The organism is Bacillus sp. FSL K6-0042 (assembly GCF_038006685.1).
Lineage (GTDB): Bacteria > Bacillota > Bacilli > Bacillales > Bacillaceae_G > Bacillus_A > Bacillus_A pseudomycoides.
Genome location: NZ_JBBOVS010000001.1, coordinates 4,540,358 through 4,556,707 on the forward strand (window position 1 = coordinate 4,540,358; position 16,350 = coordinate 4,556,707).

Genomic DNA, 16,350 nt, shown 5'->3' on the forward strand with positions numbered 1-16,350 from the left:
ATCAAATGAGACGAAGGGTTATTTTGGTGACAGATGGAGATGAATATGCAAAGCGGACAATTGAGCTGTTAACAAAGGAGTTTGGCGGAAGGTGTATTTCAGCATCGCAAAGTAATCCGACGAAATTGACAGGGAAAAAGATTGTGGAGCTAATTATGCAAACGCCATATGACCCTGTATTTGTCATGTTTGATGATAGTGGATTTATAGGAGAAGGTTCAGGTGAAAAAGCGTTAAAATATGTGGCAATGCATAAACAAATTGATGTTCTTGGCATTTTAGCTGTTGCATCTAATACACATCATTGGGAGTGGGCGCGTGTAGATGTCAGCGTAGATCGGGAAGGCAGATTAACAGAATACGGTGTTGATAAATTTGGACTTCCTGATGGTGAAATTGGCAGAATTAATGGAGATACGATTTATTGTTTAGATGCATTAAATGTCCCTGTAATTGTTGGAATTGGTGATATAGGAAAAATGTGTGGAAATGATGAGTGGGAGCGAGGAGCACCAATTACAAAAAAAGCAATTCAATTAATTTTAGAAAGGAGCGGATTTTATGACGAAACAGAAGAAAGTTAGTATCCCAATCTCTTCTTTTTTGAGTGACAATGAAAATTATTTAAAACAAACAGTCGGACTAGGTGTTACATTTGATGTTGGGATTCGTAAATTTCAAATTCTTGATAAAGAAATCGGTGTATTATTTGTAAATGGATTGTGTGATACAAATTACCTCATTCACATTTTGGAAGAAGCAGTAGATACAAATGAAATAAGAGATGTTGAAGAAGATACAGTTAAGCTTTTAGAAAATCGCCTTATCCATCAACAAGTAAGTAAAGTGAAAACGATGGATGAGGTAATGCTACAAGTATTATCGGGACTTGTTATTATTTTTGTAGAAGGGGAAACAGAGGCCTTTGCAATCGATGTTCGTAGTTATCCAGGACGAACACCAACAGAACCAGATACAGAAAAAGTAGTGCGCGGGGCAAGAGATGGTTTTGTAGAAAATATCATTGTAAATACAGGGCTAATAAGAAGGCGTATTCGCGATCCGCGCCTTCGAAACGAAATTATCCGGGTTGGGGATCGGTCACAAACGGATATTTGTATTACCTATGTTCAGGACGTTGCGAATCCAGATTTGGTAAAAATCATTAAGCAAGAACTAGAAAGTATTGAAGTAGATGGAATTACAATGGCTGACAAAACGATTGAAGAATTTTTAGTGAAGCAGGGTTATAACCCTTTCCCGCTTATTCGTTATACAGAAAGACCAGATGTAGCGGCAAATCATTTATTAGAAGGGCATGTATTAGTTATTGTTGATACATCTCCAAGTGTAATGATTACACCAACAACGTATTTTCATCATGTGCAGCACGCAGAAGAGTTTAGACAAAACCCGGCAGTTGGTACATTTTTACGGTGGGTTCGTTTTGTAGGCATTATATTTTCTGTGTTTTTATTGCCGTTTTGGCTCGTTTTTGTGTTCGATCCAACATTGTTACCAGAGAAACTTGCTTTCATTGGGCCAAATAAAATGACGCATCTTCCTATTTTATTACAAATAATTCTGGCCGATGTTGGACTTGAATTTTTGCGAATGGCATCGATTCATACACCGACTCCTTTATCATCAGCTGCCGGTTTAATTTCAGCAATTTTAATTGGACAAATTGCAATTGACGTTGGCTTATTTGTTCCAGAAGTTATTTTATATACAGCAGTCTCAATGATTGGAATATATGCAACGCCAAGTTATGAATTAGGGCTTGGAAACAAACTCGGAAAGTTATTTGTTATTATTTTGACTGGTTTGTTTCATGAGATAGGATTTGTAATTGGAATGACAATGTTAATTTTGTTTTTAGCATCTATTAAAAGTTTACAAACACCATACTTATGGCCGTTTTTACCATTTGACTGGGGCGCGTTAACGAAAATTTTATTACGTCCAACTATGTCTAGTCTAAAAGTACGTCCAAGTATTGTACACCCGCAAAATATACGTAGACAAAAATAAGCAGGAATCTTTTCCTGCTTATTTTTTATTAGAAATTTATCGTATTTTAACAAAATCACAACATTTTTTTCGTACACTTAGAGTAGAAATTGTGTATGAAAGGGGAAGAGGGCATGATTAAATTATTTGTAAGTGATTTAGATGATACACTTTTTTATAATGTAAGCAATATTCATAAGGAAGATGAAAAAGCACTTTGTTGGTTAGCAGAAAAAGGGACAAATATTTGCTTTGCTTCTGGTCGTTTTACGCATCGAATTCATGATGCAGTTAGGCAATTCTCATTTCCATATTACACGACAGGATTAAATGGTGCTACGATGCTATTACCAAACGGACAAATATTCCATGAATCGAAATTCAATGATGGAGTTGCCCAGGAAATATATCGATATATACATGAAAAAAGGCTAGCTGATATTGTGTGTGCAAAAGAGCAGAGATATACGAAAAAGAAAAATGAACATCATTATGTTTTTGAAGAATATATGGGTGTGCATATTGCTGAAATAGAAACATTAGAGGAGGAATTTGGTAAAACAATTCATCCTGCAAAGTTGTTTGTGTATGGAGAAGCAGAAAAGATTGTGACATTGGATCAAGAGCTAAGAGACACTTTTCATGAGCACGCTGAAATTTTTATTTCTGGAAAAGGATATGTAGATATTATGCCAATGGGGGTTAGTAAAGGAAGTGCTTTAAAACGTTTGATGGAGCATTTGAAAATTGAAGCGCATGAAGTAGCATGTATTGGTGATTCTTTTAATGACATTTCTATGTTTGAAGTAACACCGCATTCTTTTACTCTTCATCATGCACATCCATATGTGAAGGAAAAGGCATGTCATGTTGTTCGTTCTGTAGAGGAAGCGATTATGAAATTACCGTTGCTTATATAATAGATAAATCCATTTTGATTTTTCACATATAAGCTGCTATGAAAAACAAAAGGTGACCTGCACTCGTTTTCTTTCTTTGTTTTCACTTGGTATGGGGCAGGAAGAGGATCTGACCGCTGCTATGCATGGTCGGATGCTCTCTTCCACCTGAAAAGAAAGATTTTATGTCGGTTTTTTAGTTTGGATTTATATAATAAAAAGCTCGTCAATGACGAGCTTTTTATTACTTAAATAATGATTTAATAAAATCAATGATACTAGAGAAGAAATCTTTTACTTTATCTAGGAAGCCTTGTCCTTCTTCAGATCCTAAAAATGCTGAAACATGTTCTTTTGCTTTATTTAATTGGCTACCAACTTGGTTCCAGTCAATATTTAAATTTTTCATTTTATCAAATAATGAAACTAAGCTATCTAATTGCTCATCTGTTAGTGTAATACCAAGTTGATCAGCAATTTTTTTAATTAGCGCACGTAAATCTTCTGTTGTTTTTGGCTGTTCCTTAGCAATTTCTTCTTTTACTTTCGCAACAAGTTGAACAGCTTTTTCGTCACCAATTTTGTCACCAAGTTTCGCTGTTTGTACCATTTCTTCATTGGCTACTTTTTTTACTTCTTCAGGAATTTCTTTTTTCGATGTTGTTTCGTAAGCCTTCATTAATCCTGTTAAAGCAGCTGTTCCTGATACTTTAAATGGTGCCGTGATTTGGATCTCTGCATCTTTAACACCTGCTGTGATGAGTGCGTTTGTATACATTGCATCTGTTACCCAATTAATGTTTTTCGCTCGCACAATAAGACCTGATCCTGGTTTTGTATACGTAATTATAGAAGAGGAAATAGCTCTCGTACCAATTTGTGCTTTTGGAACAATACCCTCTAAAAATTTATGTTCTTCCGCATTAGATACAGTAATAATTTGCGCATCTTTTGGCGCTTTCATTTCTTTTAAAAGATCTTGTTTTTGTTGTTCAGATAAATTTTCTCCTAATGTAACGATTGATTCTCCCTCAATCACGTCTGCAAATGAAGCTGTTGGGATCATAAACACTGTAACAGCTAGTAGCAGAGCTAATAGTTTCGTTTTCACGAAAAATCGCTCCCTTTCTCTTTCTGGAATTTGCGGGTAACACAGTAATTATAGTATATTTTTAAAATTTGTCATCCGTCTTCTTGCTGATTTTAAAAAAGAAGTATACAGATTGTCGGATTCTTTTTGTTTCTGAGCATGAATATGGTAATATAGTGCTGAGATAGTTGAAAGGAGACATATACGTATGAAAACTTTAGGATACATATTAATGGAGAATGGTGAAAAAATTGAATTAGAATTTTTCCCAGAAGAAGCACCGAAAACAGTTGAAAATTTCAAAAAATTAGCAGATCAAGGATTCTATAATGGTGTTACATTCCACCGCGTTATTCCTGGTTTCGTAAGCCAAGGTGGAGACCCAACAGGAACAGGTGCAGGCGGTCCTGGTTACTCTATCCCATGTGAAACTGAAGGGAATCCGCATAGACATGTAGTTGGATCACTTTCTATGGCACATGCTGGCCGTAATACAGGTGGTAGCCAATTCTTCATCGTTCATGAGCCACAACCACATTTAGATGGTGTACATACTGTATTTGGTAAAGCGACAAGCGGTATTGAAACAGTATTAAACATGCGTCAAGGCGATGTAATGAAAGAAGTTAAAGTTTGGGAAGAATAAATTGAAGAGAGCAAAGTGCTCTCTTTTTATTTTTTTACTGTTAAATAATCATCATTCAAAAGCTTTATATGATAATAAGAGAAGATTGAAAACATGTAAGTATAAAATTTTGCTTTGTCCCATGTTTGTAGTGACAATCGGAGAAAAAATTTAAATTAAGAAAAGTTTTAATCTATAAACAGGAATTTGTGGGTAATATGCAGTAAATGATAAGAGAGTAAATGATAAAGTTATTATAGCTAACTAAATTGTTAGCGATAGAACTATTTTTGTAAAAATACATAGGATACAGTAAAGTTTTATTTCGTTATTCGTGGTTTATAAGTTTTGTAGTTCAATGCGTTATGCGAGAAGCTAAAAAGTTAGATGGAGTTTATTCATTAGCTTAATAAGAGTAAATTCTCAATGAGAGAATTTCTTTTATTAATGAAAATAAAGGACTACTATACATTTGACTTTCCTACATTCTCTTTGTATGATTATCAAGTTGTTTTGGCAGCCCTTCTCACTATAGTGAAAATATTGTAAAATGGAGATGATATAGCAATAGTGGTAGAGGGGATACATGGTTTGTAACTTTTGTAAGAAGGGATAAGGTTTATGTTAATTCGTTTTAAAAAAAGTTATGAAAAGATTGCAATGGGGCTTCTTTCGTTTATGCCGACTGAAAAAGATGTGAAAATTTTACAATTGACAATGAAAGAATATGATAAAAATGATAGTTGGCAACTATATTTGTGGAAACAAAATGATGATTTTGTTGGGATAGTTGGAGTTATCAACGAAGAAAATGTATTACAGATTCAACATCTTAGTGTGAATCCATCTCATCGTCACATGGGGATTGGTACAAAGATGATACAAGAATTAAAAAATAAGTTTCAAGGTATTACAATTTGTGGAAACGAACAAACTGCTAGTTTTTGTGAAAAGTGTAAGGGAATTGAACAAAATATACATTCATGAAAGCAGAGATGGAATTTGTGTCATCTCTGCTTTCTTTTTTTTAGTTGCTCGTTTCGTTCGGCAATTACATCATTTCTGTCACGCAATTTGTGTTTATGGATAATGTATTCAGTAGGTAGTGAATGAGCATCTTTCCAAGGAATCATTTTTTCTGTACATAATTGCAAGCATGTGTTTTCTAAAGAGGAATCTGAAAAAGGAAAAAATATAGGTGCAAAAGGTTCTTTTGATTGAATGGACTGTAATTGTTTTTGTAATATAGTTAAAAGTTTTGGGTGATCAAGACCTAATCTGTGTACTTGTATACCTTCCTTTTTTAAAATAGCAATGGCGCTTTTCATCATTCGCATTGAACCATTCCAATTTGAGCGTCTGTGATGGTATAAAGCAACTGCTATTTGAATAAAACCAACCCAGTAGTTTTCTCGCTCTCCTCGTGGTTTCAATTTCCAATATTCTTCTAGTACTTCGTGACATTCAAAGTAATCATAATCTCCATGAAAATGAATTAAAAATTGTATGTATGCTGTAGGATACATCCTTTTCGCTCCTGTCTAAACGGTCTTACGTACAGTTTATCATAAAGTGAAACTACGATGTGATCAATGGAGTTTTCTTTATCTACACTGATTATCAGCCCGCCCCCCACCTCACTTCTTTACTTTTGCTGAATTTTAAGGTGAGATCTTACTGCACACGAATAGCGGGATAAATAATAAACGACTAGAGAATCTCTAGCCGTTTATTATATTCTGCATTAGCAGAAGCAAGCCGCGCCTACAATGATTAATAAGATAAAGAGCACAACAAGTAAAGCGAAACCGCCGTTAAAACCACAATCAACATGGCCCATAGTTTTTTTACCTCCTACATTGAACTTACTACACTTTTATCATATGAAGAGGTGGGCATTGTTGCATGGGCAGGTGTCTATTTTTAACTAAATTTCTGAAAAAGGTTGGATAGAACATAAGTATGCTCTATACTTATGTTGTTATAGAAAAAATGTGGTGGGATGCTTTGTGCAATATAATTTTAAAGTAGAGGCTTTTGAAGGGCCTTTAGATCTATTGTTACATTTAATTCATCGCTATGAAATTGATATATATAATATTCCTGTAGCGGAAATTACAGAGCAGTATTTATCTTATATTCATACGATGAAAGACTTGCAACTGGATGTTGCAAGTGAGTATTTGGTGATGGCCGCAACGCTATTGCAAATTAAAAGTAAAATGCTGTTACCGAAACAAGAGGAAGATGTACCTGATAATGGTGAAGACTTTATAGATGATCCCCGTCAAGAGTTGATGGAGCGGTTAATTGAATATAAAAAATATAAGCAAGTTGCTGCTGAATTAAAAGAGAGAGAACAAGAAAGAGCACAACTTTATACACGTCCGCCAATCGATTTTACATCATTTCAGCAAGAAGAGGAGACAAGTTTACCTCTCGATATAACACTGTATGATATGTTAGCAGCATTTCAAAAACTTATGCGTCGTAAAAAACCAAAACGTCCAGTAACAACGCGAATTGCTCGTCAAGAAATACCGATTGAACAACGTATGAGTGATATTTTACAGCAATTAGAAACAGCGGAAGGACGCCAAAGTTTTTCTGATTTATTCGTTGATGAAGAGCGCGAAGTAATGGTTGTAACATTTTTAGCCATACTCGAACTTATGAAAAACCAACAAATTATTATTGAGCAAGAACACAATTTTGATGAAATCTTTTTGACCCGCTCTAAAGTTTAGTAAAACTCCCATTTCAAAATTGTGAGGAAAACTAGCAGTAAGTATTTGATTAGTCAAAACGAATGATCAGTGGAAATAATCCCCGCTGATCATGGTTTCACATAATTTTGTTTGGAACGATAAAAGGAATGTTGGACCGGTCGCAATATACTGTGATTCGGTTTTTATTGTGGATATTTTTGTATGGAAAGATATGAGAAAGGAGATTGTATGTTGGATAGAAAAGAACAGATGGCAATTGTTGAGGGGCTTTTATTTGTTGCGGGTGATGAAGGAGTCTATCCGGAACAAATTGCAAAAGTACTTGAAATTGAAGTGAAAGATGTAATTCAGATTATCGAGGAAATGCAAAGGGAATGTGAAGGTGTACAGCGAGGGTTGCAAATTGTACAATTTGCAAAAGTGTATCGCTTTGCCACAAAAAAAGAACATGCGCCTTATTATCAAAAATTAATGGATACACCAACAGCAGCGTCTCTTTCCCAGGCTGCTCTTGAAACATTGGCGATTGTTGCTTATCGCCAGCCAATTACAAGAACGGAAATGGAAGAAATTCGTGGTGTGAAAACAGATCGAGCACTGCAAACATTGGTATCGCACTTACTTATAAAAGAAACGGGCCGGGCAGAAGGACCAGGGCGTCCTATTTTATATGGTACTACGAAAGAGTTCTTAGATACGTTTGGACTTCAAACATTAGACGATTTACCAACCCTTTCTGAAGAAAATGAACAAATGAATGAAGCTGACTTATTCTTTGGCTCCTTGCAGGAATTGTCAAAATCGTAGCTTAGCGTATTGCTAAGCTTTTTTTGTATATGAAATACGACTCGTGCCATACTAAATGAAAAAAGGAGACGAATTATGAAAGTTGTACGGATTATTCTATTGTTAGTTTCTGTTTTAATATGTTTTTCATTAAACAGCACATCTGTCAAAAGATATATGACGTCTGTTCATACTGTGTCCTCTTTTTCCATGCAACGTCCACATTTAGGAAGAATGAAAGTTAGTTTTTTTAAGGTGGGACAAGGTGATGCCACACTTATTATTTTACCTAATGGTCAAACAATGTTAATCGATGGAGGGCCTTATGAGGCTGGAGAGGTAATTATTCAGAAATTAATTGAAAAAGGGATTAACCATTTAGATGTTGTGGTAGGGACTCATCCAGATATGGATCATATAGGAGGGCTTATACCGATTATAGAACAAATGCCAGTTTCACTTGTATTAGATAGCGGCAAAACCTATAGTTCTTTTACATATCATACGTATAGGAACGATATTAAAAAGAGGGGAATTCCGTTTGTTCGTGTAAAACAAGGACAGCATATACCGTTGGATCCCCAAGTTTCAATTCAAATATTAAATAATGGGAAGTCAAAGGATGAAAATAATGAATCATCAATTGTTTTAAAAGTTCGATATGGTAAAGCTGATTTTTTGCTAATGGGAGATGCGGATATACAAACTGAAAAGAAAATAATAAAGCAATATGATGTACATGCTGATGTTTTAAAGGTAGGTCACCACGGTTCATATACGTCAACTAGTGAACAATTTTTAGAGGAGGCAAACCCTCAATTTGCTATTCTTTCTTATGATAAAAAAAATCCATATGGGCATCCACATCAAAGTGTAGTAAACAGGTTAAAGAGATATGGTGTCATGACATATACAACGGATAAACGAACGGTAGAAATTGAAACGGATGGAGGCCATATTGCAATATGGTCAAATACGCCGCTTCCATTGTTAAAGTAAAGAAGTAGTTAAAACTGTATAATGGAATGCTAAGTAGGAAAATGGAAACAAGGAATTAGTATTCGTTTTCATAAAAGATGCATTGTCTCCTTTTGGAAAAAAAGAATAATATATATTATAATTAAAGAAGATAAATTTCCTTTTTTACTAAGAGAAGAGGAAATTTCATTTTAATGTATAGACAACTACTCGTGTATATATTAAGATGAGGTTAGGCAAATAGGTAATAATAACAAGTAGGTATTCCATGGGAAAGGATCGATGAAAATGAAAACGCAAGTTGTCATCAATGCCAAAATTTATACAGGTCACGAAGTAATGGGAAGTGGATTTATTCGTTACGCAGAAAAAATTGAAGAAATTGGTTTGATGGCTCAATATGTATCACAAGAAAATGAAACGGTTTTTGACGCAGAAGGAAAAATTGTGATTCCAGGTATGATCGATGTTCATATTCATGGCGGATACGATATTGATGCGATGGATGCGAATAGCGATGGGTTAGTAACTCTTGGTAAAGAAATGTTAAAAGAAGGGGTTACAACTTATTTCCCAACAACAATGACGCAAGCTCCAGAAGCAATTGAAGCGGCTTTAAGTGCTGCAAAAGAAGCGAAAGAAAAAGGAGCGCATTTTGAATATATTCATTTAGAAGGACCATATGTTTCAAAAAAACGTGCAGGAGCGCAACCTTTTGAACATATCGTTCCGGCGAATATTGAACAATTTAAACAATGGCAAGAAGCAAGTGGCAATCTAATTAAATTAGTAACGTATGCACCAGAAGAAGAAGGCGCAGTAGAATTTGAAAAGTATCTTGCTGAAACGAGTGTTGTTGGTACAATGGGCCATACAGATGCAGTTGATGCACAATTGAAAAATAGAAACATTACACATGCTACACACTTATACAATCAAATGCGCGGTTTACATCACCGTGAACCAGGTGTTGTCGGTCACGTGTTATTGAACCCAAATGTAATGGTTGAAGTGATTGCAGATGGTATTCACATTCACCCAGATATGGTGAAATTAGCATATAAATTAAAAGGGCCTAAAAAAGTAAGTGTCATTACTGATGCGATGCGTGCAAAAGGTTTAGAAGATGGATTGTATGAGCTTGGTGGACAGCCTGTACATGTGAAAGATGGCAGCGCTCGTTTAGAAGACGGAACGTTAGCGGGTAGTATATTGAAAATGGACCAAGCATTCCGAAATGTAATTGAATTTACAGGATGCTCGATTGAGGACGCTGTACTTATGACATCAGTTAACCAAGCAGAAGAGTTTGGATTAACGAATAAAGGGGCATTAACAGTAGGAAAAGATGCGGACTTTGTTGTCATGACGGAAGATTTACATGTATATGATACGGTTCGATTAGGAATTCATATGAAGGAAGGGAAGTAAATAGATGAATATTCTTGTTGTAAAAACGCCAGAAGAATTAGCAGAAGCAGGTTATAAATTAATTGAAGAAGTTGTAAAATCAAAGGAAAATCCAACGCTAGGAATGGCTACAGGAAGCTCTCCACTTGGTATTTATGCAGAAATGCGAAAAAATAAACTTGATACAAGCCGTGTAACCACTGTAAACTTAGATGAGTACGTAAATTTATCACACGAAGATAAAAACAGCTATCATTATTTTATGCAAGAACAGTTGTTTAATCATCTTCCCTTTAAAGAAACTTATGTACCAAACGGGATGGCAAGTGATTTAGAAGAAGAGTGCAAGCGTTATGAAGGCATTCTAGCAGCTAACCCAGTTGATCTACAGATTCTTGGAATCGGTGAAAACGGTCACATCGGATTTAACGAACCAGGAACATCTGTTGATTCTCCAACTAACATTGTTGAATTAACAGAGTCTACACGCCAAGCAAACCTTCGTTTCTTCGAAAAAGAAGAAGATGTACCAACTCATGCAATTACAATGGGGATTGGAAGCATCATAAAAGCGAAACAAATTTTACTTGTTGCTATGGGACCGAAAAAAGCAGAAGCAATCAGAGAATTATTGCAAGGTGAGTATAGCAAAGCGTGTCCTGCTACAGTGCTGCAACGTCATCCGAATGTAACCGTAATCGCAGATCCAGAAGCTCTATCTTTATGCAGTGAGGCGATTGCTGATGAACATCGACAAGTATTCACCATTTCCGATCTATTATCAGATTCAAGAGTGGGTGAAACAGCTAATTGAGGACGGTGAATGGACGCCGGGAGATAAAATTCCATCTGAGAATGAACTTTGTGATAAGTTCGAAGTAAGTCGCATGACGATCAGACAGGCAATTAATAATTTAGTGGAACAAGGGTATTTATATCGAAAGCGTGGAATTGGAACGTTTGTTCAGCTTCCAAAAGTGGAGCAAAAACTGCAAGGGATGACGGGATTTACAGAGGATATGCTTTCCCGTGGTATGAAACCAAGCAGTCAGTTATTAAGCTTCCGCCTAGTTTCAGCTACTGCTAAAATAGCAGACCGGCTTAGAATTCAAGAGGGGGAATCGGTGTATGAAGTGAGGCGTATTCGCTTAGCCGATGACGAACCGATTGCTTTTGAGACGACATATTTGTCGCCAACTCTTGTAAAAGATATTAACGAAGAAATTTTGCAACAATCTTTATACGAACATTTAGAGAAAAAGTTAGGCTTTAAACTTGTTCGTGCTACCCAAGCAATTGAAGCTTCAATTGCAACGGATGATGAAGCGGAACATCTGCATATACCTAAAAAAGCACCTGTGCTTGTCATGAGACAATGGTCATATGCAGAAGGTGAATTACCGTTAGAATATGTGAAATGTATTTATCGTGGTGATCGTTATAAGTTCATTACGAGTATTTCACGAAACAAGTAGTGTATTTTATTTTGTGAAATACATTAAACTTTCAATTCATTGGGTATGTAGAGAAAAAAATACGACTCATCCTTACAGGGAATGAGTCGTATTTTTGTTTTGTTTTGAGTTGTAAGTTACCACGTGTTCTACAGCGTTTTTTACAGAGTCTACGACATAATGTGCATGTTCTTTCACTGCATCGTCAGCTTGTGACATGGCAAAGCTATGAGGTGTTAAATTGAACATAGGAATATCATTGTAAGAATCACCGATACAAGCAATTTCTTCAGGTTCTATGTGGAATTCTTGTAATAAAATAGAGATTGCTGATCCTTTGCTAATATTTGGTGGCATGACATCTAAGCATTGTTCAGCGGAGATAAAGGTACTGACTTTGCCGCTAAATTTCTCATTGATTGTTTTCTGAAGTACTTGTAAATTTTCTTTTGTGCCGCCAACAGAAATTTTATTAGGGAAAATTGTATCATCAATTTTTTGTAATAAGTTTGGTTCTTCAACAGAAGTCATTGTAACTTGTTTCTCAAGTTCATGAATAAATGGTGTTTTTTCCTCAATGTAATAATTATATTCATCACTTACATAACGAAAATACGGTTCTTCTTTCGTCATCGCTAACAAATCTGGCAAAATGCTCGAATCAAATGTTGCAGACAATAATTGTTTATTCTCATGGGTATATACGAATACACCATTTACGCTAATGCGATGGAAGTTGGTACCAACCTCTTTCATTAAACCAGCGATTTCATTATCAAGCCTACCGGAGGCGAAACAAAGAATCACATTTTGCTGTGCAAGATTGCGAAGAGCTGTAACATCTTGTTCATCAATTATGCCGCCATGTTGCATCATTGTGCCGTCAATATCGCTTACAAACATTTTAATCATGTTGCATTCTCCTTTCTATGTACATTTGCTCTTACATTATACGCATCTCGTGCAATCATGTCTAAAAAATGAATTTTTCTAAAATGGTAGATGTTTTGCATTGACGAAAAAGAAGGATGTTCTGTAACATAAAAGTAGGCTATTTAAGTACGAGGGTGGTGTTATATGAATAGTTATCTAGAAATTAAAAAAGTTTTAAATAATAATGTCATCATTGCGAGTCATCAGGAACACGAGGAAGTAGTAGTGATTGGCAAGGGAATTGGATTTGGAAAGAAAACGAAAGATGTATTAAAGGCGGAGCAAATTGAAAAAATGTTTGTTTTAAAAAATGAACGTGACCGTGAACAATATAAGCTTTTAGTGCCACATGTGAGCGAAAAGTTAATTGAACTGATGAACGATATTATGATGTATATTCAAGAAAAGGCGCAGTCACCATTAAACGAGCATATTCATATTGCCTTAACAGATCATATTTCTTTTGCAATTAAAAGACTGAAACAGGGCTTTACAATAGATAATCCTTTTTTAGTTGAAACAAAAATGCTGTATCCAGAAGAGTACAAAATTGCTGAAGGAGTTGTACAACTTATAAATTCCCGTTTGCAAATTACATTGCCAGAAGGGGAAGTTGGCTTTATTGCACTTCATATTTATAGTTCACTCACAAATTCTGATGTATCTGCTGTTAATCAAAACTCCCGTCTTATTGCAAAGCTTGTTTCATTAATTGAAACAAATCTACATCTTACATTAGATCCAGAAAGTATTCATTATTTACGTCTTATTCGTCATTTGCAATATGCAATTGAACGAGTGAAAAAGGGAGAGAAGGTAGAAGAAGCACAAGGGTTTGCTGAGTTATTAAAAGCAGAGTATCCAGTTTGTTATAATCTAGCTTGGAAGCTTGTGAAGGTGATGCAGAAAGAATTACAGCTCCCTGTATATGAAGCGGAGAGTATTTATTTAACGATGCATTTGCAAAGATTAGTAAAAGTAGAACACGTATAAAAGACATATATTTTTGTCTAAAATGAAAACGTTAAAAAAAATGATTGAATCGCTTACAATTGTTTTGTATAATAAGTCATGCAAAGTTATACAAAATTCGACAAACAAGTTAAGGCAAACAACGAAAACGTTTGCTTTAAAGTAGTGAACTTATACGTAAACCTATTTTTGACACGTGTTACTGATTCGATCAGGCATGAGTGGAGAAAAGTCAGGAATGTAAGCTAGAGAAAGGGACATACTACCCTTTGTATAGCTATCGTTCTATCTTTTTTTCCTCATGCCTTTTTGGCGTTTGTCGAAAAGCACAATATATATAAGAGAGGAAGGGTTTCCATGTTTAAGAATATCTTTGGTGTTCTTCAAAAAGTCGGAAAAGCGCTTATGCTTCCAGTAGCAATTTTACCGGCTGCAGGTATTTTACTTGGATTTGGTAATGCATTTCAAAATCCACAGTTAACAAATCTAGTTCCTGCCTTAAAGGCAGATTGGTTTGTTCTAGTTGCAAAAATTATGGAACAATCTGGTGATATTATTTTCGCAAACCTTGCATTATTATTCGCAGTAGGGGTTGCCATCGGATTAGCAGGTGGAGACGGAGTAGCTGGGTTAGCAGCCTTCGTTGGATACTTAATTATGAACAAAACGATGAGCGTATTCTTAGGAGTAGAAAAATTTGTTACAATTGTAAGTGACAAAGTTCCAGTTAAAACTGGTTTTACAGATCAAGCATATGCAAATGTATTAGGTATTCCGACACTTCAAACGGGAGTGTTTGGGGGTATTCTTGTAGGGATATTAGCAGCATATTGCTATAATAAATATTTCAATATTGAATTACCATCATACTTAGGATTCTTTGCAGGTAAGCGTTTCGTACCGATCGCAACAGCAACATTCTCTTTACTTTTAGGGATTGTAATGTGCTTTATTTGGCCGACAATTCAAGGTGGTTTGAATGCATTCTCACATCAAATGATCGATGCGAATAAAACGTTAGCGGCATTTGTGTTTGGTTTAATTGAGCGTTCTTTAATTCCATTTGGATTACATCATATTTTCTATGCACCATTCTGGTTTGAGTTTGGTCAATATACAAGTGCAGCGGGTGACATTATCCACGGTGACCAAAAGATCTTTATGGCACAATTAAAAGATGGTGTTGAGTTAACAGCTGGTACGTTTACAACAGGTAAATATCCGTTCATGATGTTCGGTCTTCCAGCAGCAGCTTTAGCAATGTATCATGAAGCACGTCCAGAAAATAAAAAATTAGCAGCTGGTATTTTAGGATCTGCTGCGTTAACATCTTTCCTAACAGGTATTACAGAACCACTTGAATTTTCATTCTTATTCGTAGCACCAGTATTGTTCGGAATACATGCTGTATTTGCTGGTTTATCGTTTATGACAATGCATATTTTAGGTGTTAAAATTGGTATGACATTCTCTGGTGGTTTAATTGACTTTATGCTATTTGGTGTCTTACCAGGCCGTACAGCATGGTGGTGGGTAATTGTTGTTGGTCTTGCACTTGCAGTAATTTACTACTTCGGATTCCGATTTGCAATCCGCAAATGGGATCTAAAAACACCTGGTCGTGAAGTAACAACAGATACTGATGGCGCAGGGAAAACAGAAGCAGGTGAACTTCCACGTGAAGTATTAGTGGCGCTTGGTGGTAAAGAGAATATTGCTTCTTTAGATGCTTGTATTACACGTTTACGTGTTCAAGTTAACGAACAAAAAAATGTAAACAAAGATCGTTTGAAAGAACTTGGGGCAGCGGGAGTGCTTGAAGTAGGAAATAACATTCAAGCTATTTTTGGACCGAAATCTGACACATTAAAATCACAAATTCATGATATTATGTCAGGTCGTACACCTCATGTTGAAAAAGAAAAACCTGTAAAAGTAGAAGAAACTGTACAAAAAGCGGATACAAATGAAACAATTGTATCTCCGATTGAAGGTAAAATTCTACCGATTACAGAAGTTCCTGATCAAGTATTTTCAGGGAAAATGATGGGGGATGGATTCGCAATTGAGCCAGCAGAAGGAACAGTCGTTTCTCCAGTTGACGGTGAGATTGTCAATGTCTTTCCAACAAAACATGCAATTGGTATTCAATCTGAAGGTGGAAAAGAAATTTTAATTCACTTCGGTATTGATACTGTAAAATTAAATGGTGAAGGTTTTGAAGCACTTGTCACGCAAGGTGATAAAGTGAAACAAGGACAACCATTATTGAAAGTAGATATCGCATTTGTAAAAGAAAATGCACCATCTATTATTACACCAATTATTTTTACGAATTTAGGGCAAGGACAACAAGTTGAATTGAAAAAAGAAGGCAATGTCAAGAAAGGCGAAGCCGATATTATTGACATTCAGTAAGAAATTGACGCAAAATGTTTATAATTATAGTGGGCGATGTGGT

At 35.6% G+C, this 16,350-nt stretch carries 17 protein-coding genes; 13 read left to right on the forward strand and 4 right to left on the reverse strand.

Annotation, left to right across the window (positions count from 1 at the left end; genetic code table 11):
* The first annotated feature begins 5 nt into the window (after positions 1-5).
* The 3 genes from MHH45_RS23460 (at position 6) to MHH45_RS23470 (ending at position 2,933) form a co-directional block, all read left to right on the forward strand.
* Positions 6-584, forward strand: a complete 579-nt coding sequence (locus MHH45_RS23460; protein ID WP_016116156.1) for a stage V sporulation protein AE — start codon at positions 6-8, stop codon at positions 582-584.
* Positions 562-2,034 carry a spore germination protein gene (locus MHH45_RS23465; protein ID WP_016116155.1) on the forward strand — a complete coding sequence of 491 codons (1,473 nt, stop codon included), beginning with the start codon at positions 562-564 and terminating at the stop codon, positions 2,032-2,034. The genes MHH45_RS23460 and MHH45_RS23465 overlap by 23 nt, the downstream gene beginning before the upstream one ends.
* A gap of 95 nt (positions 2,035-2,129) precedes the next feature.
* The gene (locus MHH45_RS23470) at positions 2,130-2,933 is read left to right on the forward strand and encodes a Cof-type HAD-IIB family hydrolase (protein ID WP_016116154.1); all 804 of its coding nucleotides are present in this window, start codon (positions 2,130-2,132) and stop codon (positions 2,931-2,933) included.
* A gap of 223 nt (positions 2,934-3,156) precedes the next feature.
* Here the strand turns inward: MHH45_RS23470 and MHH45_RS23475 are convergent, their stop codons facing one another.
* A complete protein-coding gene (locus MHH45_RS23475; RefSeq protein ID WP_006095863.1) occupies positions 3,157-4,023 on the reverse strand; it encodes a DUF1002 domain-containing protein in 867 nt (288 codons plus the stop codon).
* Positions 4,024-4,210: 187 nt separating this feature from the next.
* On the opposite strand from MHH45_RS23475, the gene MHH45_RS23480 reads away from it, so the two are divergent.
* Positions 4,211-4,648 carry a peptidylprolyl isomerase gene (locus tag MHH45_RS23480; RefSeq protein ID WP_003208377.1) on the forward strand — a complete coding sequence of 146 codons (438 nt, stop codon included), beginning with the start codon at positions 4,211-4,213 and terminating at the stop codon, positions 4,646-4,648.
* 600 nt (positions 4,649-5,248) lie between these two features.
* The gene (locus MHH45_RS23485; RefSeq protein ID WP_016116153.1) at positions 5,249-5,614 is read left to right on the forward strand and encodes a GNAT family N-acetyltransferase; all 366 of its coding nucleotides are present in this window, start codon (positions 5,249-5,251) and stop codon (positions 5,612-5,614) included.
* 20 nt (positions 5,615-5,634) lie between these two features.
* On the opposite strand, the gene MHH45_RS23490 is transcribed toward MHH45_RS23485, so the two are convergent.
* Complete coding sequence (locus MHH45_RS23490) at positions 5,635-6,153, reverse strand: DUF309 domain-containing protein (protein ID WP_016116152.1); 519 nt, start codon at positions 6,151-6,153, stop codon at positions 5,635-5,637.
* A gap of 218 nt (positions 6,154-6,371) precedes the next feature.
* Positions 6,372-6,467: a YjcZ family sporulation protein gene (locus MHH45_RS23495; protein ID WP_000510192.1), complete on the reverse strand. Its 96-nt coding sequence runs from the start codon at positions 6,465-6,467 to the stop codon at positions 6,372-6,374.
* 169 nt (positions 6,468-6,636) lie between these two features.
* On the opposite strand from MHH45_RS23495, the gene MHH45_RS23500 reads away from it, so the two are divergent.
* The 6 genes from MHH45_RS23500 to phnF all read left to right on the forward strand — a co-directional run bounded on the left by MHH45_RS23500 (position 6,637) and on the right by phnF (position 12,005).
* The gene (locus tag MHH45_RS23500; RefSeq protein ID WP_016116151.1) at positions 6,637-7,374 is read left to right on the forward strand and encodes a segregation/condensation protein A; all 738 of its coding nucleotides are present in this window, start codon (positions 6,637-6,639) and stop codon (positions 7,372-7,374) included.
* Between the two features lie 213 nt (positions 7,375-7,587).
* A complete protein-coding gene (gene scpB, locus MHH45_RS23505; RefSeq protein WP_018766084.1) occupies positions 7,588-8,163 on the forward strand; it encodes an SMC-Scp complex subunit ScpB in 576 nt (191 codons plus the stop codon).
* Between the two features lie 75 nt (positions 8,164-8,238).
* Positions 8,239-9,141 (forward strand): ComEC/Rec2 family competence protein, encoded by a 903-nt coding sequence (locus tag MHH45_RS23510; RefSeq protein ID WP_016116149.1) that lies wholly within the window; start codon positions 8,239-8,241, stop codon positions 9,139-9,141.
* Positions 9,142-9,408: 267 nt separating this feature from the next.
* Positions 9,409-10,551, forward strand: coding sequence for an N-acetylglucosamine-6-phosphate deacetylase (gene nagA, locus MHH45_RS23515; protein ID WP_088093676.1), 1,143 nt, complete (start codon positions 9,409-9,411; stop codon positions 10,549-10,551).
* A gap of 4 nt (positions 10,552-10,555) precedes the next feature.
* Positions 10,556-11,344 carry a glucosamine-6-phosphate deaminase gene (gene nagB, locus MHH45_RS23520; protein ID WP_016116147.1) on the forward strand — a complete coding sequence of 263 codons (789 nt, stop codon included), beginning with the start codon at positions 10,556-10,558 and terminating at the stop codon, positions 11,342-11,344.
* On the forward strand, positions 11,274-12,005 hold the full coding sequence (gene phnF / locus MHH45_RS23525) for a phosphonate metabolism transcriptional regulator PhnF (protein ID WP_077293862.1): 732 nt from the start codon (positions 11,274-11,276) through the stop codon (positions 12,003-12,005). Before nagB ends, phnF begins: the two co-directional genes overlap by 71 nt.
* 72 nt (positions 12,006-12,077) lie before the next feature.
* Here the strand turns inward: phnF and MHH45_RS23530 are convergent, their stop codons facing one another.
* A complete protein-coding gene (locus MHH45_RS23530) occupies positions 12,078-12,896 on the reverse strand; it encodes a Cof-type HAD-IIB family hydrolase (RefSeq protein WP_016133235.1) in 819 nt (272 codons plus the stop codon).
* A 165-nt stretch (positions 12,897-13,061) separates the two neighbouring features.
* Between MHH45_RS23530 and glcT the strand changes: the two genes are divergently transcribed.
* Together glcT and ptsG are read left to right on the forward strand one after the other, a co-directional pair.
* On the forward strand, positions 13,062-13,910 hold the full coding sequence (gene glcT / locus MHH45_RS23535) for a glucose PTS transporter transcription antiterminator GlcT (RefSeq protein ID WP_016116144.1): 849 nt from the start codon (positions 13,062-13,064) through the stop codon (positions 13,908-13,910).
* Between the two features lie 336 nt (positions 13,911-14,246).
* Positions 14,247-16,307: a glucose-specific PTS transporter subunit IIBC gene (ptsG, locus tag MHH45_RS23540; RefSeq protein ID WP_016116143.1), complete on the forward strand. Its 2,061-nt coding sequence runs from the start codon at positions 14,247-14,249 to the stop codon at positions 16,305-16,307.
* The last annotated feature ends 43 nt before the right edge of the window (positions 16,308-16,350 follow it).

What these genes read in the sequence shown, in the direction of transcription:
- MHH45_RS23460 (WP_016116156.1), top strand. Translation starts at nt 6, where the DNA reads ATGAGACGAAGGGTTATTTTGGTGACAGATGGAGATGAATATGCAAAG.
- MHH45_RS23465 (WP_016116155.1), top strand. Translation starts at nt 562, where the DNA reads ATGACGAAACAGAAGAAAGTTAGTATCCCAATCTCTTCTTTTTTGAGT.
- MHH45_RS23470 (WP_016116154.1), top strand. Translation starts at nt 2,130, where the DNA reads ATGAAAGGGGAAGAGGGCATGATTAAATTATTTGTAAGTGATTTAGAT.
- MHH45_RS23480 (WP_003208377.1), top strand. Translation starts at nt 4,211, where the DNA reads ATGAAAACTTTAGGATACATATTAATGGAGAATGGTGAAAAAATTGAA.
- MHH45_RS23485 (WP_016116153.1), top strand. Translation starts at nt 5,249, where the DNA reads ATGTTAATTCGTTTTAAAAAAAGTTATGAAAAGATTGCAATGGGGCTT.
- MHH45_RS23490 (WP_016116152.1), bottom strand. Translation starts at nt 6,153, where the DNA reads ATGTATCCTACAGCATACATACAATTTTTAATTCATTTTCATGGAGAT.
- MHH45_RS23495 (WP_000510192.1), bottom strand. Translation starts at nt 6,467, where the DNA reads ATGGGCCATGTTGATTGTGGTTTTAACGGCGGTTTCGCTTTACTTGTT.
- MHH45_RS23510 (WP_016116149.1), top strand. Translation starts at nt 8,239, where the DNA reads ATGAAAGTTGTACGGATTATTCTATTGTTAGTTTCTGTTTTAATATGT.
- nagA (WP_088093676.1), top strand. Translation starts at nt 9,409, where the DNA reads ATGAAAACGCAAGTTGTCATCAATGCCAAAATTTATACAGGTCACGAA.
- nagB (WP_016116147.1), top strand. Translation starts at nt 10,556, where the DNA reads ATGAATATTCTTGTTGTAAAAACGCCAGAAGAATTAGCAGAAGCAGGT.
- phnF (WP_077293862.1), top strand. Translation starts at nt 11,274, where the DNA reads ATGAACATCGACAAGTATTCACCATTTCCGATCTATTATCAGATTCAA.
- MHH45_RS23530 (WP_016133235.1), bottom strand. Translation starts at nt 12,896, where the DNA reads ATGATTAAAATGTTTGTAAGCGATATTGACGGCACAATGATGCAACAT.
- glcT (WP_016116144.1), top strand. Translation starts at nt 13,062, where the DNA reads ATGAATAGTTATCTAGAAATTAAAAAAGTTTTAAATAATAATGTCATC.
- ptsG (WP_016116143.1), top strand. Translation starts at nt 14,247, where the DNA reads ATGTTTAAGAATATCTTTGGTGTTCTTCAAAAAGTCGGAAAAGCGCTT.